19 protein-coding genes and 2 pseudogenes are annotated in these 21,156 nt (G+C 66.4%); 5 read left to right on the top strand and 16 right to left on the bottom strand.

Going from position 1 to position 21,156, the window contains the following annotated elements; translation table 11 throughout:
* Positions 1-128: 128 nt before the first annotated feature.
* The 4 genes and pseudogenes from ABIE24_RS03080 to ABIE24_RS03065 form a co-directional block, all read right to left on the bottom strand.
* Positions 129-1,022: a glycine betaine ABC transporter substrate-binding protein gene (locus ABIE24_RS03080; RefSeq protein ID WP_354496703.1), complete on the bottom strand. Its 894-nt coding sequence runs from the start codon at positions 1,020-1,022 to the stop codon at positions 129-131.
* 112 nt (positions 1,023-1,134) lie between these two features.
* Positions 1,135-1,905: pseudogene (locus tag ABIE24_RS03075) on the bottom strand (glycine betaine ABC transporter substrate-binding protein); the annotation flags it as partial.
* A gap of 189 nt (positions 1,906-2,094) precedes the next feature.
* Positions 2,095-2,943, bottom strand: a pseudogene (locus ABIE24_RS03070) (ABC transporter permease); the annotation flags it as partial.
* A complete protein-coding gene (locus tag ABIE24_RS03065) occupies positions 2,940-4,286 on the bottom strand; it encodes a quaternary amine ABC transporter ATP-binding protein (RefSeq protein WP_354496701.1) in 1,347 nt (448 codons plus the stop codon). The pseudogene ABIE24_RS03070 and the gene ABIE24_RS03065, both read right to left, overlap by 4 nt.
* 407 nt (positions 4,287-4,693) lie before the next feature.
* On the opposite strand from ABIE24_RS03065, the gene ABIE24_RS03060 reads away from it, so the two are divergent.
* On the top strand, positions 4,694-5,326 hold the full coding sequence (locus ABIE24_RS03060) for a hypothetical protein (RefSeq protein ID WP_354496699.1): 633 nt from the start codon (positions 4,694-4,696) through the stop codon (positions 5,324-5,326).
* Positions 5,327-5,638: 312 nt separating this feature from the next.
* On the opposite strand, the gene ABIE24_RS03055 is transcribed toward ABIE24_RS03060, so the two are convergent.
* Genes ABIE24_RS03055 through ABIE24_RS03040 form a run of 4 tightly spaced genes read right to left on the bottom strand, consistent with a single transcriptional unit; the run spans position 5,639 to position 10,256 of the window.
* Complete coding sequence (locus ABIE24_RS03055; RefSeq protein WP_354496697.1) at positions 5,639-6,964, bottom strand: dihydrolipoamide acetyltransferase family protein; 1,326 nt, start codon at positions 6,962-6,964, stop codon at positions 5,639-5,641.
* Positions 6,965-6,989: 25 nt separating this feature from the next.
* A complete protein-coding gene (locus ABIE24_RS03050) occupies positions 6,990-7,988 on the bottom strand; it encodes an alpha-ketoacid dehydrogenase subunit beta (RefSeq protein ID WP_354496695.1) in 999 nt (332 codons plus the stop codon).
* On the bottom strand, positions 7,985-9,124 hold the full coding sequence (locus ABIE24_RS03045; protein ID WP_354496693.1) for a thiamine pyrophosphate-dependent dehydrogenase E1 component subunit alpha: 1,140 nt from the start codon (positions 9,122-9,124) through the stop codon (positions 7,985-7,987). Before ABIE24_RS03045 ends, ABIE24_RS03050 begins: the two co-directional genes overlap by 4 nt.
* A gap of 4 nt (positions 9,125-9,128) precedes the next feature.
* Positions 9,129-10,256: a histidinol-phosphate transaminase gene (locus ABIE24_RS03040; protein ID WP_354496691.1), complete on the bottom strand. Its 1,128-nt coding sequence runs from the start codon at positions 10,254-10,256 to the stop codon at positions 9,129-9,131.
* A 117-nt stretch (positions 10,257-10,373) separates the two neighbouring features.
* Between ABIE24_RS03040 and ABIE24_RS03035 the strand changes: the two genes are divergently transcribed.
* On the top strand, positions 10,374-10,778 hold the full coding sequence (locus tag ABIE24_RS03035) for a phage holin family protein (protein WP_354496689.1): 405 nt from the start codon (positions 10,374-10,376) through the stop codon (positions 10,776-10,778).
* A 2-nt stretch (positions 10,779-10,780) separates the two neighbouring features.
* On the opposite strand, the gene ABIE24_RS03030 is transcribed toward ABIE24_RS03035, so the two are convergent.
* The 3 genes from ABIE24_RS03030 to ABIE24_RS03020 all read right to left on the bottom strand — a co-directional run bounded on the left by ABIE24_RS03030 (position 10,781) and on the right by ABIE24_RS03020 (position 15,057).
* A complete protein-coding gene (locus ABIE24_RS03030) occupies positions 10,781-12,196 on the bottom strand; it encodes a hypothetical protein (protein ID WP_354496687.1) in 1,416 nt (471 codons plus the stop codon).
* A complete protein-coding gene (locus ABIE24_RS03025; RefSeq protein ID WP_354496685.1) occupies positions 12,193-12,501 on the bottom strand; it encodes a hypothetical protein in 309 nt (102 codons plus the stop codon). The genes ABIE24_RS03030 and ABIE24_RS03025 overlap by 4 nt, the downstream gene beginning before the upstream one ends.
* A gap of 132 nt (positions 12,502-12,633) precedes the next feature.
* Positions 12,634-15,057 (bottom strand): cell wall-binding repeat-containing protein, encoded by a 2,424-nt coding sequence (locus tag ABIE24_RS03020; RefSeq protein WP_354496683.1) that lies wholly within the window; start codon positions 15,055-15,057, stop codon positions 12,634-12,636.
* Between the two features lie 206 nt (positions 15,058-15,263).
* Between ABIE24_RS03020 and ABIE24_RS03015 the strand changes: the two genes are divergently transcribed.
* From ABIE24_RS03015 to ABIE24_RS03005, 3 genes are all read left to right on the top strand, one after another.
* Positions 15,264-15,791, top strand: coding sequence for a low molecular weight protein-tyrosine-phosphatase (locus tag ABIE24_RS03015; protein ID WP_354496681.1), 528 nt, complete (start codon positions 15,264-15,266; stop codon positions 15,789-15,791).
* Positions 15,788-17,170, top strand: coding sequence for an adenylosuccinate lyase (gene purB, locus ABIE24_RS03010; protein WP_354496679.1), 1,383 nt, complete (start codon positions 15,788-15,790; stop codon positions 17,168-17,170). The genes ABIE24_RS03015 and purB overlap by 4 nt, the downstream gene beginning before the upstream one ends.
* A 79-nt stretch (positions 17,171-17,249) precedes the next feature.
* Positions 17,250-17,444 carry a DUF1918 domain-containing protein gene (locus ABIE24_RS03005; protein ID WP_354496677.1) on the top strand — a complete coding sequence of 65 codons (195 nt, stop codon included), beginning with the start codon at positions 17,250-17,252 and terminating at the stop codon, positions 17,442-17,444.
* 17 nt (positions 17,445-17,461) lie between these two features.
* Here ABIE24_RS03005 and ABIE24_RS03000 read toward each other — a convergent pair whose 3' ends face one another.
* The 5 genes from ABIE24_RS03000 to rpsR all read right to left on the bottom strand — a co-directional run bounded on the left by ABIE24_RS03000 (position 17,462) and on the right by rpsR (position 21,141).
* Positions 17,462-17,707 (bottom strand): hypothetical protein, encoded by a 246-nt coding sequence (locus ABIE24_RS03000; protein ID WP_354496675.1) that lies wholly within the window; start codon positions 17,705-17,707, stop codon positions 17,462-17,464.
* On the bottom strand, positions 17,704-18,363 hold the full coding sequence (locus tag ABIE24_RS02995; RefSeq protein WP_354496673.1) for a hypothetical protein: 660 nt from the start codon (positions 18,361-18,363) through the stop codon (positions 17,704-17,706). Before ABIE24_RS02995 ends, ABIE24_RS03000 begins: the two co-directional genes overlap by 4 nt.
* 155 nt (positions 18,364-18,518) lie before the next feature.
* Positions 18,519-19,901 (bottom strand): replicative DNA helicase, encoded by a 1,383-nt coding sequence (dnaB, locus tag ABIE24_RS02990; protein WP_354496671.1) that lies wholly within the window; start codon positions 19,899-19,901, stop codon positions 18,519-18,521.
* A 512-nt stretch (positions 19,902-20,413) separates the two neighbouring features.
* Positions 20,414-20,866: a 50S ribosomal protein L9 gene (rplI, locus tag ABIE24_RS02985; RefSeq protein ID WP_354496669.1), complete on the bottom strand. Its 453-nt coding sequence runs from the start codon at positions 20,864-20,866 to the stop codon at positions 20,414-20,416.
* 11 nt (positions 20,867-20,877) lie between these two features.
* Positions 20,878-21,141, bottom strand: coding sequence for a 30S ribosomal protein S18 (gene rpsR, locus ABIE24_RS02980; RefSeq protein ID WP_090711605.1), 264 nt, complete (start codon positions 21,139-21,141; stop codon positions 20,878-20,880).
* Positions 21,142-21,156 lie beyond the last annotated feature (15 nt).

The following is a 21,156-nucleotide window of genomic DNA, read 5'->3' as shown; positions in this document are numbered from 1 at the left end:
GGCACGCTTGCCCTCGGCAGTCGAGATCGTGGCCCGGACGCGACGAAGCCCGGCCCTCGAGGAAGAGCCGGGCTTCGGGGGAGCGTGTCGACCTAAGAGGTCAATCCGTCCTAAGAGGTCAATCCGTCCTAAGAGGTCAATCCGTCGACGTACTCCTGGTTCTCGGAGATCCATTTCTCGACGATCGGGGCGTAGTCATCGCCCTCGTACTCCACGAACAGGGCGTTCTCGAGCGAGGTCGTGGTCGCGAGATCCATCTCGAAGTCGGCAAGCCAGCCGGCGACGGTCGGGTGGCTCTCACTGAAATCGCTTGCCGCGTAGGAGTGGATGGATTCCGCAGCGCCGAGGGCTCCGTCGGGGTCCTCGAGGTTCTTCAGCGGGTACACCTCGTATGCCCAGTGCGGCTCGGCCAGAGTCACGGCGATGTTCTCTCCGGCGTCAGTAGCCGCTTTGAGTTCGGTGAGCATGGCGGGCGTCGATGAGGTCACGAATTCCATCCCCTCCAACCCGTATCCGGGGATGACCCGGTCCTCGGTCGCCATCGTCAGTCCGGCACCCGGTTCGATGCCGACGATGCGGTTGCCGAACAGGTCAGCGTTCTCGGCGAGTTCCGTCAGTGAGTCGATCGGGGCATCCGCGTTGACCGCGATGGTGTTCCTGGCTTCGGTGTTCCACGCTCCGAGGTCCTCGACTTCGTCACCGAATTCCTCGATATAGCTTTTGTGGGTGAGCGGCAACCAGACGTCCATGCTGACGTCGTAATCGGATGCGGCGAGGCCCGCAAAAACGGGAGCCGGGTCAGCGTATTCGAGCTCGACCTCGTAGCCTTCATCCGTGAGGATGCTCTCCCAGAGCACACTCGCCGCGATGCCTTCTGGCCAGCCGTTGAAGACGGCGATGGTGACATCCTTCTCATCACCGTTCTCCATCGCTGCGGAGCTGGTTTCTCCGGTGCACCCCGTGAGCGCGACGACTCCGGCGACCAGGGCGGCCGCGGTTGAGATCTTTGTGCTGTTCTTCATGGTGAAGCCTTTCATCCACCGGGAACCGGCGGGATTCTCTGAGCCATGATGGCCCCGACATGACAATCGCCGGGGTGAGTGGCTCACCCCGGCGATCCGAGTTCGACGCGACCTAGGAGGTCAGTCCGTCGACGTACTCCTGGTTCTCAGAGATCCACTTCTCGACGACGGGGGCGTAGTCGTCACCCTCGTACTCCACGAACATGGCTTCGACGAGCGACATCAGGGTTTCACTGTCCATGGTGAAGTTCTCGAGCATCTTCGCGGCCTCCGGCGAGGACTCGGTGAACTCAGTGCTTCCGTAGCTGTGGAGGCTCTCGGTCGCGCCGAACGCCCCTTCGGTGTCCTCGAGGTTCTTGATCGGGAACTGGGCGTAGGCGCGGTGCGGCTCCCACAACGTGACAACGACGTTCTCGCCCTTGTCTGTGGCCGACTTCAGCTCGGAGAGCATCGCGGCGGTCGACGAGGTCAGAAACTCCATGTCGTCGAGGCCGTAGGTCGGGATGACGGCTTCTTCCATGGTCGCGGTCAGGCCGGCGCCGGGCTCGATACCGACGATGCGGTTGCCGAAGAGGTCGGCGTTCGCGGCGAGCTCTTCGATCGTGTCGATCGGCGCGTCCTCGTTCACCGCGAGCGTGAGCTTTGATTCGTCGTTCCACGCACCGAGGTCGACGATTTCGTCGCCGTAGCTGTCGATGTACTCCTTGTGGGTCAGGGGCAGCCAGATATCGGTGGTGAAGTCGTAGTCACCCGACGAGATGCCTTCGAAGACCGGGGCCGGGTCGGCGTATTCGAGTTCGACCGTGTAACCCTCGTCCTCCAGGATGGTTTTCCAGAGCCAGCTGGTAGCGACTCCTTCATCCCATCCGTTGAACACGGCGAGGGTCAGATCCTTGTTCTCTCCGGCCGCTGCACCGGGTTTGATGTTCGCGAATCCGGCGAAGCCGACCAGGCCGGCCGTGACGGCAGCGGCGATGCCGATGACGACGATGCGGCGCTTCTTCTTGGCCTTCAGGAGCGATCCGTTCGATGCCGCTAGTTGCCCGTCCTGGGCGTCGGATGCGACCGGGACAGCCGCGGCCTTCTTCACCCGGGCCTTGCGGGTACCGAGGGATGCCGTGAGCCGGTCGAGCACGATGGCCAGGATGACGACGGACAGGCCGGCTTCGAAACCGAGACCGATGTCGATCCGGTTGAGGCTGGCGACCACGTCGCCGCCCAACCCGCCGGCCCCGACCATGCCCGCGATGACGACCATGGAGAGCGACAGCATGATGACCTGGTTCACGCCGGCCATGATGCTCGGCATGGCGAGAGGCAGCTGGATCTGGCGCAGGATGCGGAACGGTGACGACCCGAAGGCGTGGCCCGCTTCGACCACTTCCTTGTCAACGCCGCGGATGCCGAGTTCAGTCAGCCGGACCCCGGGCGCGAGCGCGAAGATGATCGTCGCCACGATGCCGGGAACCACGCCGACCCGGAACAGGATCAGGGCAGGGATGAGGTAGACGAACGCCGGCATGGTCTGCAGGAAGTCGAGGATCGGCCTGAGGACTCGCGACGCGGTGTCAGACCGGGCCGCGAGGATGCCGAGCGGCACGCTGATCAGGACGGCGAGAACGCTCGCAACGAGCACGAGGGACAGCGAGTCCATCGCGTTCTCCCACTGGTCGACCGCGAGGATCAGTCCGAACCCGACGATCACGCCGACGGCGAGCTTCCAGCCTTTGGCGAAGAAGCCGAGCACGGCGATGACCAGAATGATGATCCAGAACGGCGGTGACTGGAAGATCCAGTTGACGAGGTCGTAGAGGCCGAGGAAGACGGCACGGAGCACGTCGAAGACGGGCTGGAGGGTTTCGGTGAGAACGTCAACGAAGGCTTCGACCCACTGGCCGAGCGGAATACGGAAATCCATCAGATGAAGCTTCCTTCTCGCGCGGTCTCGACATCGTCGGAGGGCACACGGGTTTTCGAGTCGACTTCGTCGGTCATGCCGGCGGTATCGCGGAGGGTTTGGGTGATGACGTCGACGGCGACGGTTGCCGGCGTCTCGATGACCTGGTTCTCACCCGTCGTCGTCGGGACGTTCGCGAGCGCGGCGAGGAGGGTCACCCGGGGAATGGCGCCGAGCAGGCGGCCCTTCTCGTCGACGACGGCGACCGGCAGGTGGCTTTCCGCTGCCGGTTCGAACAGGTCGACGAGGTACTGGTCCGGTCCGACCGTTGCCGGATCGTTGCGCACGATCGTCATCAGGTCGCGGTTTCCGGCCTTGACGTGCCTGAGCACGTCGCGGTCGTGCACGACACCGAGCAGTTTGCGGCCGTGGCCGACCACGAAGGCGGCGGATGTCTGCATGTCGCGCATCGTGCGGAGGGCGGCACGGGGGCCGGCTGAACCGGACACCACGGCGCGCGCCGGTTCCATCACGCTCGCAGCGGTGAGGACCCGGGCCCGGTCGACGTCCTGGACGAACTGGGCGACGTAGTCGTTGGCCGGGTCGGTGAGGATCTCGTCGGGCGTGCCGACCTGGACGATGCGACCGTCCCTCATGACTGCGATGCGGTCGCCGAGGAACATGGCCTCGTTGAGGTCGTGGGTGATGAAGATGATGGTCTTGCCGAGTTCCTGCTGCAGCTCGACGAGTTGTTCCTGCATCTCGCGCCGGATGAGCGGGTCGAGCGCCGAGAAGGCTTCGTCCATGAGCAGGACGTCGGTGTCGGATGCGAGCGCGCGGGCCAGGCCGACGCGCTGCTGCATGCCGCCGGAGAGTTCCCCGGGCAGCTTGCCTTCCCAGCCGGAAAGACCGACCCGGTCGATGACATCCTGAGCCCGCTTGCGGCGCTCGTCGAGGCCGACACCCTGAACTTCCAGTCCGTACGCGGCGTTGTCGAGCACGGTGCGGTGCGGAAGCAGCGCGAAGTGCTGGAAGACCATGGAGATCTTCTTGCGCCGGACGTCACGCAACTGCTTCGCCGGGATGCCGCTGACCGGCGAGCCGTAGACGGTGACGCTGCCTGCCGTGGGCTCGAGGAGCCCGTTGAGCATGCGGATCAGCGTGGATTTTCCGGAGCCGCTGAGCCCCATCACGACGAAGATTTCGCCTTTCTTCACCTCGAAGGAGGCGTCGATGACGGCAGCGGTCCCCTGCGCGGTGAGTTCGTCGCGGGAGGCACCGGCGTGGAGTCGTTTGAGGACCTCGCGCTGCCGTTTGCCGAATATCTTGTAGACGTTGCGTACCTCGAGGGCAACAGTGTCGGTCACGTTTTCTCCGTGCGCGCAGGCGCGCCACACCGTCCGGTCAAAAACCGGCTCGATGCGAAGAGCTGCTCGCGTAATTCACGACCGGGTCAGGGACGAATGCACGAACCCCACCCATCAAGCGGCGACGACCTGTGCGTCAGAAGCGAATCGGGGGTTGAGCAGGCGCGGCCATGGGGCCGCCGCCAACGTCGCAGGACCATACGACCGAATGTGCGACATTGCTGTGTCACATCCGCTCGCGGACTAGCGTTTGGGCCATCATGGCCGCCAACGAGCCTAACAGAACAGGCTGAAGAGCCCTATTCGAGCCGCCCGCCACGGCTTCCTCCCTCTCGCTTCTCGCAGTACGCTCACGGCATCCGTTCATAGACTGTGACCGACAGATCGCGCAATCCTGGGAGAACACGATGGGCTTTTTCGACAGACTTTTCGGCACCGGACAACGGGAGCAGGAGCCGGTTCGCCGGCAGTACGTGCCACAGCCACAGGGACGCACCGACGACGAGATCGCCGTCGAGCGCTACCGCTACCTGCTGAGGACCGCGCCGCCTGAGGCGATCGAGCAGGCCCATGAGGAGGCGTTCTCAAAGCTCACCCCCGAACAGCGCCGCCTGCTGTTCCAGCAACTCAGTGCAGACGCCGCCCCGGGTGACGCCCCGCGCGGCGACGACCCGCATTCGCTGGCACAGTCGGCTACGCGGTCGGAACTGCGCCAGCCTGGCACCATGGAACGCACCATGACCGGGCCCAGCTTCGGCAGCATGGTCGGCAGTTCGCTGCTCGGCACGGTTGCCGGGTACTTCATCGCGTCGGCGGTCGTCGGCGCGTTCATGCCCGACATGTCCGGCGGCGAAGCCGGTGGCGAGGGTGGAGATGCCGGCGGTGACGCCAGCGCGGACGCCGGCGGTGATGCCGGCGCGGATGCCGGCGGTTCCGATTTCGGCGGCAGCGGAGGAGACTTCGGGTCGGACTTCGGCGGCAGCGGAGGCGACTTCGGTGGGGGCGGCGACTTCGGCGGCGGTGACTTCGGCGGCTTCTGAGCCGAGGGCCGCGTTCGCGCGCGGGTGGATCGTCGCGCGCCTCCGGCATCCGTGATATGACGCACTGTGCTGCCGAACGCGCGTGAAAGCGACAGAGTTCGGCAACTCGACACTCGCAACGACATGTCGTGGCAACTCGATGCCCATCCACGATTCAAGCGGAACGCGCGCCACCGGCATCCGCGATATGACGCACTGTGCTGCCGAACGCGCGTGAAAGCGACAGAGTTCGGCAACTCGACACTCGCAACGACACGTCGTGGCAACTCGACGCACGCGGGTCGATCGATCGACCGACCCGCGCCAGCACACTCAGTCGAGCAGGAGAGCCGGTTCCTCGAGGATCGACGCGACGTCGGCCAGGAACCGGGATGCCACGTCACCGTCGACGACCCGGTGGTCGAATGACGCGCCGAGCGTCGTCACGAACCGCGGACGGACGTCACCGTCGACCACCCAGGGCTTCTGCTTGATCGTGCCGAGCGCGACGATTCCGACCTCACCGGGGTTGAGGATCGGCGTGCCGGTGTCCATGCCGAAGACACCGATGTTCGTGAGGGTGATGGTGCCGCCCTGCTGGTCGGCGGGCGGCGTCCTGCCGTCCCGTGCGGTCAGGGTGAGCTGCTCGAGGGCCTGCGCGAGCTGCAGCAGGCTCATCGCCTGCGCCTCCTTGACGTTCGGCACGATGAGCCCCCGCGGGGTCGCCGCGGCAACACCGAAGTTCACGTAGTGGTGCACGATGATCTCGTCATCGGTCCAGGTCGCGTTGACCGTCGGGTTGCGCCGAACCGCCCAGATCATCGCCTTGGCCATGATCAGAAGCGGCGACACCTTCACGCCGGCGAAGTCGGTCGAGTTCTTCAGCCGCTTGATGAACTCCATCGTGCGGGTGGCGTCGACGTCGACGAACAGGGACACGTGCGGCGCTTTGAACGCCGACTCCACCATGGCGTTCGCGATCTGCTTGCGTACGCCCTTGACCGGGAGCCGCTCCTCGCGGGCGTCGCCCCACTCCGGCGTCTCGATGTTGCGGAAGACGCTCGCCTGGCCTGCTTCGCGAACGACGTCGTCGCGGGTGACCTCTCCCCCGATGCCGGTTCCGACGACCAGCTTCAGATCGACGCCGAGGTCCTTCGCGAGCTTGCGGATCGGCGGTTTCGCGATGACAGGACCGGCGGAAACCGGAGCGGATGCCGGTCGACCGGCAGGGGCGCTCGCCTCCGCTCGGCGACGACGGGAGGTGACGGCGCCGGCGTTGCCGTAACCGACGAGGACAGCCCCCGGCTTCTCGTCGTCGATCGAGCTGCGCGTGTCGGCGACGGCCTCTTCGGTCTCACTGGAGATGGCCGACGGAGCGACGGCGGCAGCAGCCGGGGCGCCGGCATCGGCGTCGTCGCCGGCCGCGGTGATGGTGATGATCGGTGTGCCCACGTCGACGGTGGTGCCCTCGTCGACGAGGATCGCCGACACCGTGCCCTCGTAGGGCGACGGAAGTTCGACGAGTGACTTGGCGGTTTCGATCTCGACGATCACCTGGTTGAGCTCGACGGCGTCACCGGGCCCGACCTTCCACGAGACCACTTCGGCCTCGGTGAGTCCCTCACCGGCATCCGGCATCAGAAACTGGAACTCGCTCATGGTTTCTCTCTTTCAGCGTCAGACGCTAGTAGGCAAGTGCCCTGTCGACGGCCTCGAGGATTCGGTCGGCGTCGGGGAGGAAAAGCTTCTCGAGCTTCGCGGGCGGGAACGGCACGTCGAATCCTGACACCCGGAGCACGGGCGCCTCGAGCGAGTAGAAGGCGCGCTCGGCGACCGTCGCAGCGATCTCCGAACCCACCGAAACGTTGCCGGGAGCTTCCTGGGCGACGATCAGCCGGCCGGTCTTTCGGATGCTCTCGAGCAGGGGCTCGTAGTCGATCGGCGAGATCGACCGGAGGTCGACGACCTCGAGGCTGATGCCGTCGGCGGCGGCGAGTTCGGCGGCCTGGAGCAGGACGCTGACCATCGCACCGTGGGCGACGAGCGTGGCATCCGTTCCCAGGCGGACCACCCGGCTGGCGTGCAGCGGGGCGGCCGAGGCCGACAGGTCGACGTCTCCCTTGGGCCAGTAGCGGCTCTTCGGTTCGAAGAACATCACCGGGTCGTTGGAGGCGATGGCCTCCTGGATCATCCAGTAGGCGTCGTTCGGCGTGGACGGGCTCACCGAACGCAGCCCGGCCGTGTGCGCGAAGTACGCCTCAGGACTTTCCTGGTGGTGTTCGACAGCCCCGATGTGCCCGCCGTACGGCACCCGGATGACGACAGGCATCTGCAGCGCACCCTCGGTGCGGTTCGTCAGCTTCGCCAGCTGGGAGGTGATCTGGTTGAACCCGGGATAGATGAAGCCGTCGAACTGGATCTCGCACACCGGGCGGTAGCCGCGCATGGCGAGGCCGATGGCGGTACCGATGATGCCGGATTCGGCGAGCGGGGTGTCGAGGACACGGTTCTCACCGAACTCGGCCTGCAGCCCTTCGGTGATACGGAACACTCCCCCAAGCTTTCCGATGTCCTCGCCCATGAGCAGGACCTTGGGGTTCTCTGCCATGGCCTGCCGCAGTCCGGCGTTAAGGGCTTTCGCCATCGGCATCGTCTGCAGCTTCGTCTCGACGCTCAAGGTCATGATGCGCTCCCGTCCAGGGCGGCCTCGTACTGTTCGAGCCACGATTTCTGCTCGATCATCAGCGGGTGGTCGTCGGAATACACGCCGTCGAACATGAGCCCGATCCCGGGGTCGGCGATCGCGTGGGTGCGGCGGCGGATGTCGGCCGCGTAGTCGTGGGCTTCAGCGGTGACGCCGGCGAAGAACGCGTCGGAGGCCCCCTGGGCGCGCAGGAACGCGTGGAAACGCACGATCGGGTCGCGAGCGATCCAGGAGTCGGTGAGTTCCTGGGTGCGGTACTTGGTCGGGTCGTCGCTCGTGGTGTGGGCGCCGATCCGGTAGGTCAGGGCTTCGATCAGCTGCGGGCCGCCACCGGAGCGGGCGTCGTCGAGGTGTTTGGCCGTGACGGCGTAGCTGGCGAGGACGTCGTTGCCGTCGACCTGGACGCTGGGCAGGCCGAATCCGGCAGCGCGCTGGAACAGGGGCGTGCGGGACTGGGTGGTGACCGGAACGCTGATCGCCCAGTGGTTGTTCTGGAGGAAGAACACCTGGGGGGTCTGGTAGCTGGCCGCGAAGATCATGGCTTCGTTGACGTCGCCCTGGCTGGTGGCTCCGTCGCCGAAGTAGACCATGACGGCTTCATCGCTGTCAGCGTCGCCGGTCGTGGAGACACCGTCGAACTTGACGCCCATCGCGTAGCCGGTGGCGTGCAGCGCTTGCGCGCCGATGACCAGCGTGTACGGCCGGAAGTTGCCGTTCGACGGGTCCGAGGCGTCCCAGCCCGAGTGGGTGGTCCCCCGCATGACCTCGATGATGCCGAGCAGGTCGACACCGCGGACGAGGCCGACCGCGTGCTCCCGGTACGAGGGGAAGATGTGGTCCTGGGCGCGGGCGGCGCGGCCGGAGCCCACCTGGGCGCCCTCCTGGCCGTGGCACGGCGGCCACAGGGCGAGCTGGCCCTGGCGCTGCAGGTTCGCGGCCTCGGTGTCGAACGCGCGCGCGAGAACCATGTCACGGTAGAACTGCTCGTGATCGTCGGAACTGAGGCGCTCGAGGTATTCGAGGTACGGCTCGGCGGATGCCGTCGGCGAGACGGTTCCGTCGACCGCGAGAATCTGCACCGGGGGCGCAGGGGAGTCGATTGCAGTTTCCGCCATTGGTCTAACCTAACCGCCGGGCTGGATGCCCCGCTGGTAGCAACTCGACAATTCGGCTGGTGATCGGTAGGAGTTTGTCCACAGACTCTTCTTCGCCGACACTGACCCGGATGCCGGAGCCGGGGAACGCTCGGGCGACGATTCCGCCGTCCAGCAGTGCCTCATTGGCGACATCCGTCTCGTTCCCGGTCGCGAGCCAGACGAAGTTGCCCTGGGCTTTCGGCAGGTTCCAGCCCTGATCGGACAGGGCTGCGGCGAGTCGGTCGCGCCGGGCGGTGAGCCGGGACACGCGGGCGAGGAGCTCGTCCTCGAGCTCCAGTGAGGCGATGGCTGCGACCTGGGCCGCTTCCGTCACTGAGAGCGGGATGGCAGCGGCGCGCGCCGCGTCAAGGATCGGTGCCGGGCCGATCGCCCAGCCGACCCGGAGGCCAGCGAGGCCGTAGGCCTTCGAGAATGTGCGCAGGACGACGAGGTTCGGGTACCGGGCGAGGAGGGGAAACCCGCGGACAGCATCCGGGTCGGTTACAAACTCGGCGTACGCCTCGTCGAGCAGGACGAGGATATCGCTGGGAACGGCGGCCATGAACGTGTCGAACTCGGCAGCGCTCACCGTGGTGGAGGTGGGGTTGTTCGGCGAGCAGACGATGACGACGCGAGTCGTGTCGTCGACGGCTGCCGCGAGTGCCTCCATGTCGTGTGATCCGTCGGCACGGTTGGGCACCTGAACACTCGCCGCCCCCGAGACGGTGACGAGACCCGGGTAAGCCTCGAACGACCGCCAGGAGTAAACCACGGTGTCACCCGGTCCCGCAGCCGCGTCGATGAACTGGCTGAGCAGGGCGACCGACCCGGAGCCGACATGGATCTGTTCGGTCGACACACCCCGCCGCGCGGCAAGGACCTCGCGAAGCGCCAGGGCGGAGGCATCCGGGTACCGGTTGATCGCCCCGGACGCGGCGACCGCGTCGAGGACACCAGGAAGCGGCGGGAACGGGTTCTCGTTGCTCGAGAGCTTGAACGCGTCGGCAGTTGCCGGCCTGCCCTGCCGGTACGGCGGGCTGGCAAGGATCTCTGGGCGAAGCCTGACCGCGGGCGCGACGGGCTCGTCGGCGGAAGCTGGGAGAAAGGTCACGCACCGAGTCTAGACAGCCACGTTTTCCGGGACCGGCATGCTGGGCTTCCCGAGGCCGTCACAGTGGCTCACGAGCACCCGGTCGCGCGGCGACGATGGGGCTGGCATCATGGGGCGATGGCCCGATTCCTGCTCAGTGTCGTGATCAACGCCGTCGCCATCTGGCTGACCACGTTCATCGTCACCGGCGTGCACGTGACGCCCTATCCCCCGGGCGACACACTGGCCGTCGTTCTGACCTACCTGTTGATCGCCGTTCTCTTCGCGATCGTGAACACCGTGGTCGGCACGTTCATTCGAATTGTTGCCTTCCCGCTCTACCTGCTCACGCTCGGCCTGATCTCCTTCTTCGTGAACGGGCTGCTGCTGCTCCTCGTCGCCTGGATCATGTCGCCCCTCGACTTCGGGCTGAGGATCGACGGCTTCTGGTGGGCGGTTCTCGGCGCACTCGTCATCAGCATCCTCAACGGAATCTTCTCCCTGCTGCTGCGCCCGCAACTGAAGGAACGCCGCCGCCGCTGACCTCAGCCCCGGTCCCGTTCGGCCCGATACAGTGTCGCCCATCCCCCGGCGCCGAACCCGGACAGCGCCTCGCGCATCGGAGTCAGCCGTGGGTCCGGCGAGCCGTCGATGAGTTCAGCGGTCTCGGCGTATCGAGCCATGTGATGCGCATCGCCGGGCGAGGTGCCCGGCGGTGGCCCCGTTTCGTCGAAGAGGCCGCGGGTAACCACGATCCGCTCCCGGCCGTCGGTACCGCCGATCGGCGCTCCGCCCAACGCCGGCGTGATGTCCTCCGCGTGTTCCACCGCGACGTGCGCGATGGAGTCGGGGACCCGAATCTGCCCTGACGGTGACCCGAAAGTGACGAGGCTCTGGGTCGAATAGACCCCGGATGCCGCGATCCGCGTCGCAACGAGGCCGCCCTGCGAATGCCCGAAGAACGACACCGCGTCCCCGCGGCGGATTCCGGCGTCGTTCATCGCTTCGACCGTGGCCTGCTGGGCGGCGGTGTCGCGCCCGGCGATGCCCGCCAGATTGCTGGCCATGTCGAACGGCTCGCTCCCGCCCACGGAGAAGTCGCTGGTCCCCGCGATGTAGACGGCGTAGGACGCCCCTCCGCGCCGGTCGGCGTAGCGCTCGATCCGCACCTGGGGCTTGCCCGCGCCGCTGGCTGGGATCCGTGCCGCGGCGTCGGCGAGGGTGGCGGGCGCACTCACGGAGGTCGTCGACGAGCGCGTCATCGTCAGCGGAGTGGCCATGTATGCATTCCGGCCGGCGAGGAGAAGAAGCGCCTCGGCCATCGAACCCAGGCCGACGACACCAGCGCCTTCGTCGCCGAGGAACCAGGCGACCGTCGGGGCAACCCCGGTCGCACCCATGGCGACATCGTCAGCGGATGCGACGAGCGTGCGGACCAGACGGACGAACGCCGGGCTGACCAGGAGTTCGGGATGGTCGGCGATCGCGGCAGCCACCGGCTGACCGACGACCGCGGCGAGACGGCGGAACTCGGGATGCTGGGTGATCAGCAGCGCGATAGCAGCCGTCGGCGCGCCTGCGCCAACGGTCAGGTTGCGCAGGAAGCCCCCGGCGAGGATACCGGCGAGGGCGCTGAGTATCCCGCCGACATCGGAACGATGTTGCTCACCATTCGCATACTCGACAGCGGCGCGCTCGAGCTTGAGGCCGAGGGATTCGGCGAGAGCCGACGCCTCCAGCAGTTCCGCGCCGGACCGGGCCAGGTCGGGCTCGGCGAAACCGAACGGAGCGGCATCCGCTGACCACTCGGTGACGCACCGGGCGATGGCCGCCTCGTGGGACCAGTCCCGTGCGTCGACGGCGAGCACCGCCAGGGCGGTGGCGAGCAGAAACAGGTCGTCGGTCTCGACGCTGATGCTGGACCCTTGTGAGACGTCGATGTCGTCGTGTGTGGATCTCATGGGCGTTGCGGCCCGGCGAGCAGCACGGAGCGCGCGCGGTCACACTCGGACTGCGCCGCCCGGAGTGCCGTCGAGCACCGGTCGAGCCTCTGGTGCAGGTCAGCCAGGCGCAGGTCGAACTGGTATCGAGCGGGTGACCGCCAGGCCGGCACGACGGTGGATGTTTCGAGTGCCCGCCGGCCGGCGGCGACGCGTTCGGCCAGACCCGAGATGCGTCGGCGCTGCTGGTCCAGCAGGTCGAGGACCCGGGCACGTGTGGCATCGTCCAGCGACGCCGGGCCGGCGTCGCTGACCTTGGAAGACATCGAGGTTCCCCTTCCGGATGCCGCGACCGGCGGCATCCATCTTCCATGATCCGGAGTCCGGGCTCGCCGAAACGGGAGCAGGGGGCATCGGTGAGTCGCCGGCAAACCGACCCCGGCCTGTGAGGGAGCCGTCTAACAGCCCCTCAGCGCCATGACGCCGTCGCTCAGTGCGCCGGGACCGCCGAGGAGGGTCACCGTGTCGGCGCTGCGGAGGATGGCGCTCCGCGTTCCGCCCGGGATGCAGGTGGGTTGGACCACATAGAGTGGGGCACCCTTCGCCCCGGCGAGCGCCGCGCCCGCGAGGGCGTCAGGGAACTGGGTTCCCGTCGCGAGGAAGACCGTGGCCGGACTCCGAAAGACCGCGTTCACAGCGAGGCTCGTGGAGTACCTGTCGTCCCCTGCGACACGGCTGACCGCGCTGGTCTTCGCGAGCGACGACTGGATGCCGGCGCTCACCGCGTTCGGGCCCCCGACGATCACCGTCTTGGTCACGTTGAGACCGTCGAGCAGCTTGCTCGTGTCGCTGTCAATCGTGGGTTGGGGTCCGTTGACGAGGATGACGGGCGCTCCGATCGATCCGGCGGCCGCCGCGGCGGACAACGCATCGGGGAAGTTGTTCCCGGTCGCCACGTACGCAGTTGCGGTTGAGTCGAAGGCGTCGTCGACCACCGCGCGCGCTGTGGCGAACCTGTCGGCGCCAGCGATCCGGTCGGGCCGCGGCACGCCTGGAATCGCGTCGAGTGCCTCGAACACCGTCGGCGACACCGCAGAGTTTCCGCCTACGACGACGATCCTCGTGGGCTTCAGATCCTCGATCAGGTTCCGGACGTCGTCCCGCAGGGAATCGGACGGGGTGAGCAAAAGCGGCCCGCGGTCCTTCACGGCTGCGGGCGCTGCGCTGAGTGCGTCGGGATAGTTGGCGCCGGTGGCGACGTAGACCACATCAGCTGTCGTGTACCCCTTCTTCGCGATGGCGACGGCGGTCGCGTACCGGTCGTCGCCCTGGATCCGATCGATCGTGGTCGGCCCCCCGAACTCCACCGACACCGTGGCGGTCGACAACGTCTGCGCGAGAACCGTGACCCTCAGCGCTCCGGACTCAGAGGTGAACGTCTGGGCCGGTTTCAGTGTCAGGCTCTTGGAACGGCCTGGCAGCGCCTCCTGCGCGACCGCTACCGAGGTCGGGGCCCCGTTGTCGTAATTGGTCGTCAACACCCTCACGCCGATGCCCATCCGTAGAGGGAAGTCCCAGATCCAGTTCGTCGCGTAAAAGGTTCCGGCATCCATCCCCGTGCCCGATCGGAATTCAATCTGGTAGTCCCGGTGCGACACCGGGTCGGTGATGTTGAGGGTCCGCAACCCTGCGGTTGCAGAGGCCGCCTGAAGCACGGCGGTCGTCGTGGTCGTGACCGTCTGCGTCGAGCCGGCGGGAAGGAAGCCCAGCGTGCGCTTGTGGCTGGCGTTGAGCGCTCCGAGTTTGTTCGTCGTGACACAGGACAGGAAGCAGGCCTGGTACCCACCGGACATGATGTCGAAGTAGTCCTCGTACTCCAGGTCACCGCAGCCCTGGTCGGCCGAGCCCTCGACGCGGGTCGGTTCAGCGCATTCGTGTACGTTCGAGTGCCCGAGACCGAGGTTGTGCCCGAATTCGTGCCCGACGGTGTGGAGGTCCACCTCATCGTCGACCGACGCCCAAATCAAGCCACCGGAGTGGACCTGGGTGCCGACGGTACCGAGGCCGGCACCGCAGCGAGAGTCGGTGAGGACGAGGAGGTGCTCGCCGCGCCCGTTGTTCCAGTAGTCGACCGGACCCTTTCCGAACCTGGAGGCGGCAGCCTCCCAGAAGTCTTCCTGCTCACAGTAAGGGCTCACGTTGCGCTGGATCGTGCCCCTCCGGGTCACCGAGGTGACGACACCGGCGGACTGAGATGTCCAGTACGAATTCAACCCGGCGAGCAGCGCGTCGACTTCGATGTCGCTGAAAGTCGTCCCCGCGGCGATGGCCACGTCGATGGTGTGGCCGCGCGGCGTCGCTGCCGCAGCCGCCGTCGTGAAGTCGATCGTTCCCGTGACGATCTGGAGCGGACCGGCAGTCGCCGCCAGGTCGACGACCTCTGCTCCAGCGGCCGACGATGCATTGAGCGGAGCATCCGCCGACTTCTCGACCTCGTCAGCGTGGCTGTCGTCGACGGCCTCGACGACGGACTCGGGGATCGCGACAGTGCCGGTGAACGCGTCTCCTGTGGAGACTCCCTCCGGCAGGTCGCCCGTGATGGCGACGGCATCCCCTGCCGGTGTGGCCACGGCGTATTCGGTGTGGGAGGACGCCTCGCCATCCGCGATGACGACGCGGAGGTCTCCGGCAAGCGTCAGCTGCGGTTCATCGGCCAGCGACGCGTCCCCCACATCGACGGGATCGGACTGGCTCGATGACGCGGCCACGGCAGGGGTTGGCGGCTCCGCGGCTACGGCCGGCGCCTGGATGCCGAACACGAGGAAGGAGAGCCCGGCAACGGATGCCAGCGCGCTGCGGAGGGGGCGTGAAGGGGTGCGCATGGGGGATCCTCGCTGGTCGATGCGGTCGCAGGTACAGGGAACGGACCGAACCGCGGTCCCCCCACCGGTGATTGTGAGCCTAGACCGGCGTGCTGCCCTCCGGCGAAAAATCAGCCAGCCCCATAAGGAGGGGAGGCCGGCGAATCTGTCGAATGGGGCGTCAATGGGGGGTCCCGCAGGCAGCGCGTGGAGTACAGAATGGGGGGATGATTTCTGACCCGGTCCCTACCGAGGTCCAGCCCTTCCGTGTGTGCTTTGTGTGCGCCGGCAACATCTGCAGATCCCCGATGGCAGAGGTTGTGTTCCAGAGCATGGTGCGGCAGGCAGGCCTCACCCGCTATGTCGAAACCCTGTCGGCTGGCACCGGTGACTGGCATGTCGGCGAGCAGGCCGACATGCGGACCCTGAGCGCGCTGGCTCGCAACGGATACGACGGCGCCCAGCACCGGGCCAAACAATTCGACCCGGAGTGGTTCGACAGCCTTGATCTCATCGTGGCTCTCGACCGCGGCCACGACCGCATCCTCCGGGAGTGGGCGCCCACCGAAACCGACCGCGGCAAGGTGGCTCTCCTGCTCAGTTTCGACGATGAGCAGACCCATTTGACCGATGTTCCCGACCCTTACTACGCCGGCGATGAGATGTTTGACCGAGTATTGGGCATGATTGAGAGCGCAAGCCGCCAACTTTTTCGGCAGCTTGAACCGGCAATTCGACAGGGAGCCATTCGATGACAGCACTACCCGCCCAGCCACTCAGCCCACTTGATGGCCGTTACCAGGCGGCCGTCAGCTCCCTGGGAGAGTTCCTCAGCGAGGCGGGATTGAACCGGGCGCGCGTGCAGGTCGAAGTGGAATGGCTGCTCTACCTCACGTCGCACAGCATGTTCGGGTCTGCCCCGCTGTCGGCCGAGCAGGCCGCGTCGCTGCGCGCCCTCTACCTGGAGTTCGGCCAGGCCGACATCGACTGGCTGGCCGAGAAAGAAGCGGTCACCCGCCACGACGTGAAAGCCGTCGAGTACCTGGTACGCGACCGGCTGGCATCCCTCGGCCTCGACTCCATCGCCGAGCTCACCCACTTCGCCTGCACGAGCGAGGACATCAACAACCTCTCCTACGCCCTCACCGTGTCTGCCGCGGTTCAGGAGGTGTGGCTGCCGAAGCTGCACAATGTGATCGGTCTTCTTCGGAACCTCGCCGTCGAGCACCGGGCGGATGCCATGCTGGCACGCACGCACGGACAGCCGGCCACCCCGACCACGATGGGCCGCGAGCTCGCGGTTGTGGCCTGGCGCCTGGAGAGGATCGCCGTCCAGGTGAAGAACACCGAGTTCCTCGGGAAGTTCTCCGGCGCGACCGGAACCTTCGCCGCTCACGTCATCGCTGACCCGTCAGCCGACTGGACCGCGATCTCGCGGGAGTTCGTCGAGTCCCTCGGCCTGACCTGGAACCCCCTGACCACCCAGATCGAATCCCACGACTGGCAGGCCGAGCTGTACAACCGGGTCTCCCATGCCAACCGGGTGCTGCACAATCTCGCCACCGACATCTGGACCTACATCTCGATGGGCTACTTCCGCCAGATTCCGCAGGCCGGTGCGACCGGTTCATCGACGATGCCGCACAAAATCAACCCGATCCGGTTCGAGAACGCCGAGGCCAACCTCGAGCTGTCCAGCGCGGTGCTCGACTCGCTCGCGGCTACCCTGGTCACCTCGCGCTTGCAGCGCGACCTCACCGATTCCACCACGCAGCGCAACATCGGCGTCGGTTTCGGCCACTCGCTGCTCGCTCTCGACAACCTCGCCCGCGGCCTCGGCGAGATCGACCTCGACCGCACCGCGCTTGCCGCCGACCTCGACAGCAACTGGGAAATCCTCGGCGAGGCGATTCAGACCGTCATCCGCGCCGAGGTCGTCGCCGGTCGCTCGACCATCTCCGACCCGTACGCGATGCTCAAGGAACTCACCCGCGGAAAGCGGATCGGCCGCGACGACCTCGTCGCGTTCGTCGAGAAACTCGACATCGGCGACGACGCCAAGGGGCGCCTGCTCGAGCTCACACCGGCGACGTACGTCGGCCTGTCAGACGAACTGGTGGACCGCCTGCCGTAGGGTCCCGCCTGCCGTACGCGCGGCATCCGGGCCTTTCGCCGCCCGCGTGCCGCGCGTACGCTGGAACGAGGAGGCCAACATGCACACAACGGCAGGTGAGCGGATCATCATCCGCGGGCAGACAGTGGGGGCGCCGGACCGGCACGGTCTGATTCTCGAGGTCCGTGGCGACGAGGGAACGCCGCCATACATGGTGCGGTTCGACGACGGCCACGAGAGCCTCGTGTACCCGGGTCCGGACTGCGTCGTCGAGCACGCGCCGCGCACCGGCTGACGACCCCGCTGGGGGGCTTAGTGCCCGGAGTCCTGCTCGTGGATGTCTCGCTTCTCCAGGTCGCCGGGTTTGACCGACAGAGCGAACATGGCGATGCCGACCAGGGTGACGATGAAGGCGACGCCGAAGAAGATGAGGGCGAGCGTCATATCGCGCGTCGACATGAGCACGATCACGCCGGCGAAGATGCCGGCGACGGCGGCGAAGAGCAGCAGTTCGATCGGTTTGAGGATCTCGCGGCGGCTGGGTTGGGGCTGGCTCATGAGTGCGACTCCGTTTCAGGGGTCACTCGGCCGCTCGGGTCGGTTCCCCACTTGAGCGAGAATCCTCCGATCACGAGCAGCACGGCGACGATGGCGGCGTAGGCGCCGAAGATTCCGACAGTGACGATGGATGCCGTCAGGCTGCGTGCGATCCCGTCCGGGCCGGTGAACTGCTGGTCGAGCCCCTGGGGCACGACGAGGAACGCCACGGCGAGGAGCACCGTGACCAGCCCGACGGAGGTCCAGTCGCGAGAAAGCGGTGAGCGTCCGCGCAGGCGGAACCCGTTGTACAGTTCGAGCGCGCCGGTGAGGAGCGCCCAGGTGAGGACGATGGCGAAGAACGCCGGAAGGCTCGGGGATGCCGCCACCGCAAGCGAAACTCCACCGGCAGAGAGGGTGAGGAGAGCCTGGGCGACGAAGGTGTGCTGCGCGACCCGGTCGGTCCTGAGGCTCGACGAACCCGCGAACAGTGCGAGTGCCGTGAGGACCGCGAAGCCGCCGAAGACGGTGAGGCCGAGGGCGGCTGAATGATCCTGCGAGAAGGTGATGACGATCGCGGCGACGGCGGCGACCGCAGCCCGGGAGACGGGGACCAGCCAGTACCGTGAGTTCGTCTGCACAGCGCCGGCGGGTGCGGCAGCGACGGGGGTGGCCACGGTTGAAGCCTCTTTCGTAGGGGTGCGGGAGAACATCCCTAGTCTACGCCGCGTAGAACTGGGCGCTCCCCGGTGCGCTCCGTGTGCACGCTGATCGCCCTTCGACAAGCTCAGGAACCAAGCAGGTCGCCCCGCGACCGTGTCGAGATCCGGGGCTACGCGGGTGCGAGGTCCGCGAACCTCGAATAGTGCCCGTGGAACGCAACGGTGACGGTGCGGGTCGGTCCGTTTCGGTGCTTGGCGACGATGAGGTCGGCTTCACCGGCGCGCGGGTTGTCTTTCTCGTACGCGCTCTCGCGGTGCAGCAGGATGACCATGTCGGCATCCTGCTCGAGCGATCCGGACTCTCGAAGGTCGGAGATCGCGGGCATCTTGTCCGCGCGCTGCTCGGGGCCACGGTTCAGCTGTGACAGGGCGATGACCGGCACCTGGAGCTCCTTGGCGAGCAGCTTGAGCGCACGCGAGAACTCCGAGACCTCCTGCTGGCGGCTCTCGACGCGCTTGCCGGAAGTCATCAGCTGGAGGTAGTCGATGACGACGAGCTTGAGACCGACGCGCTGCTTGAGCCGCCGGCACTTGGCGCGGATCTCGACGAGGGTCATGTTCGGGCTGTCGTCGATGTACAGCGGAGCGTCGTTGATGCGCCCGCGGACAGCGGCGAGCTTGTTCCAGTCGCGCTGGTCGACGGTGCCCTTGCGCATGCTCTGGAGCGGAACGGATGCCTCGGCCGAGAGCAGTCGCATGGCGATCTCGCTGCGGCCCATTTCAAGGGAGAAGAAGATCGACGGATGGCCGTTGCCGATGGAGGCCGCCCGGGCAAAGTCGAGCGCAAGCGTCGACTTACCGAGCGCGGGCCGGGCGGCGACGATGATGAGCTGGCCGCCGTGGAATCCGTTGGTGAGGTCGTCCATCTCGGCGAAGCCGGTCGGCGTGCCGGACATCCCGCCGTCTGAACTGTTGTTCGCTTCGATTTCTTCGAATGCCGTGCCAACAGCTTCGTTGAGCGGAACGTAGTCTTCGGCCTGGGTGGACCCGGTGACGCCGTAGATCTCGGCCTGGGCCGTGTTCACGAGGTCGAGCACCTCGCCTTCACCTGCGTACCCCATCTGGACGATGCGGGTGCCTGCTTCGACGAGCCGGCGAAGGAGGGCACGCTCCGCGACGATGGAGGCGTAGAAGCCGGCGTTGGCGGCTGTCGGGACGAGTCGGGTCAGCGTGTGCAGGTAGTCAGCACCGCCGGCGCGGGAGAGTTCACCGATTTTGATGAGTTCGTCGGTGACCGTGATGACGTCGGTCGGCTCACCGTGGGAGTAGAGCGAGAGGATCGCATCGAAAATGATCTCGTGCTTGGGAATGTAGAAGTCGACACCGCGCACCGCTTCGACGACGTCTGCGACAGCATCCTTGGAGAGAAGCATTCCGCCGAGGGCGGACTGTTCCGCGAGCATGTCGTGCGGCGGGGTCCGGTCGGCCCGGTACTCCCCGCGATTTTCACCGGCGGGAGTCTGGTCCGACAGGCCGAGATGGGCGATCGACACGCAATTCCTCCTTCTGCGGCTGAGCCGGTTCGACCGGCTGGCGCATGGCCGTCATGCTCAGAATGAAGCCAATACCCAACCACCGACACGGTGGCCGGGAAGAGGCCGCGCACGCCGGCGGGAACCTGCGCTGCCCCACACTATGAGCCACGCGGCACAGGCACAAATAGCCCTGTGGATAACTCTGTGAGTAGATTGCAGGAAACGCCGGGGTCGGTGTGCACAACCTGTGGGCAACCCTGTGGAGAAGAAAGAATATTTTGCACAGAACTAGGGTTTGACCAGCAGATTTAGTTTCCACAGGCAGTGGGGAGAAATCTGGTTAGAGTCTGTGTTGAAGCTTGCGGTGCCCAACGTTTGCCTGTGCACAAAAAGACTTGACGCGGGGTGTTCCCGGGGTATACGAGGCGGCCTTTCGGGGGGAAACGCGCCTGGCCGCTTTGTGCTGTTCGCGCCGCTTAAACGACCCGTGGCGACGAGCCGGAGCCCGTCGCCACAGATTGTGAACGTGCCTACTTGGCAGCGACCACCTGAAGGGTGATGACTGCGCTGAGGTCCTCGCGGAGACGAACAGTCGCCTCGTGCTGGCCGACCGACTTGATCGGGGAGGTGATCTCGATCTTGCGCTTGTCGATCTGTCCGAGACCGGCTGCCGCGACGGCATCCGCCACGTGAACGGTCTTGACCGAACCGAACAGACGGCCTTCTGCGCCGGCCTTGACGGCAAGCTTGACCTTGGTGCTCTCAAGGGCAGCCTTGAGCGCCTGGGCCTCTTCGAGGGTAGCGAGCTCGCGTGCTGCACGAGCGGCCTTGATCTGCTCGACCTGCTTTTCAGCACCGCGGCTCCACGCAACGCCGAAGCCCTGCGGGATCAGGTAGTTACGTGCGTAACCGTTCTTGACCTCGATGATGTCACCAGGAGTACCGAGGCCAGTGACCTCGTGGGTGAGGATGAGTTTTGACATGTCGGTGTTCCTTACCTGCCGGAGCCGGCGTAGGGAAGCAATGCCATCTCGCGTGCGTTCTTGACGGCACGTGCGATCAGGCGCTGCTCCTGGACCGAGACGCCGGTGATCCGACGGGCGCGGATCTTTCCACGCTCGGAGATGAACTTGCGGAGGGTGGGGACATCCTTGTAGTCGATGACCCCAACGCGGATTGCCTTCGCGGGAGCGAGCGGCTTGCCGCCTTTGCCACCGCGGACAGGCTTGCGGCTTGCGCCGCTAGACTTTCCAGCCATGTGAGTTTCCTTAGG

Source organism: Mycetocola sp. 2940 (assembly GCF_040548835.1).
In the GTDB taxonomy this organism is placed as follows: domain Bacteria; phylum Actinomycetota; class Actinomycetes; order Actinomycetales; family Microbacteriaceae; genus Mycetocola_A.
Note: the sequence above shows the minus strand (reverse complement) of the source record. Positions and strands in the feature narration are given on the sequence as shown.

What these genes read in the sequence shown, in the direction of transcription:
- ABIE24_RS03000 (WP_354496675.1), bottom strand. Translation starts at nt 17,707, where the DNA reads ATGAGCCAGCCCCAACCCAGCCGCCGCGAGATCCTCAAACCGATCGAA.
- ABIE24_RS03030 (WP_354496687.1), bottom strand. Translation starts at nt 12,196, where the DNA reads ATGAGATCCACACACGACGACATCGACGTCTCACAAGGGTCCAGCATC.
- rpsR (WP_090711605.1), bottom strand. Translation starts at nt 21,141, where the DNA reads ATGGCTGGAAAGTCTAGCGGCGCAAGCCGCAAGCCTGTCCGCGGTGGC.
- ABIE24_RS03020 (WP_354496683.1), bottom strand. Translation starts at nt 15,057, where the DNA reads ATGCGCACCCCTTCACGCCCCCTCCGCAGCGCGCTGGCATCCGTTGCC.
- ABIE24_RS03015 (WP_354496681.1), top strand. Translation starts at nt 15,264, where the DNA reads ATGATTTCTGACCCGGTCCCTACCGAGGTCCAGCCCTTCCGTGTGTGC.
- ABIE24_RS03005 (WP_354496677.1), top strand. Translation starts at nt 17,250, where the DNA reads ATGCACACAACGGCAGGTGAGCGGATCATCATCCGCGGGCAGACAGTG.
- ABIE24_RS03025 (WP_354496685.1), bottom strand. Translation starts at nt 12,501, where the DNA reads ATGTCTTCCAAGGTCAGCGACGCCGGCCCGGCGTCGCTGGACGATGCC.
- rplI (WP_354496669.1), bottom strand. Translation starts at nt 20,866, where the DNA reads ATGTCAAAACTCATCCTCACCCACGAGGTCACTGGCCTCGGTACTCCT.
- purB (WP_354496679.1), top strand. Translation starts at nt 15,788, where the DNA reads ATGACAGCACTACCCGCCCAGCCACTCAGCCCACTTGATGGCCGTTAC.
- ABIE24_RS03035 (WP_354496689.1), top strand. Translation starts at nt 10,374, where the DNA reads ATGGCCCGATTCCTGCTCAGTGTCGTGATCAACGCCGTCGCCATCTGG.
- ABIE24_RS03080 (WP_354496703.1), bottom strand. Translation starts at nt 1,022, where the DNA reads ATGAAGAACAGCACAAAGATCTCAACCGCGGCCGCCCTGGTCGCCGGA.
- ABIE24_RS03060 (WP_354496699.1), top strand. Translation starts at nt 4,694, where the DNA reads ATGGGCTTTTTCGACAGACTTTTCGGCACCGGACAACGGGAGCAGGAG.
- ABIE24_RS03055 (WP_354496697.1), bottom strand. Translation starts at nt 6,964, where the DNA reads ATGAGCGAGTTCCAGTTTCTGATGCCGGATGCCGGTGAGGGACTCACC.
- ABIE24_RS03050 (WP_354496695.1), bottom strand. Translation starts at nt 7,988, where the DNA reads ATGACCTTGAGCGTCGAGACGAAGCTGCAGACGATGCCGATGGCGAAA.
- ABIE24_RS03045 (WP_354496693.1), bottom strand. Translation starts at nt 9,124, where the DNA reads ATGGCGGAAACTGCAATCGACTCCCCTGCGCCCCCGGTGCAGATTCTC.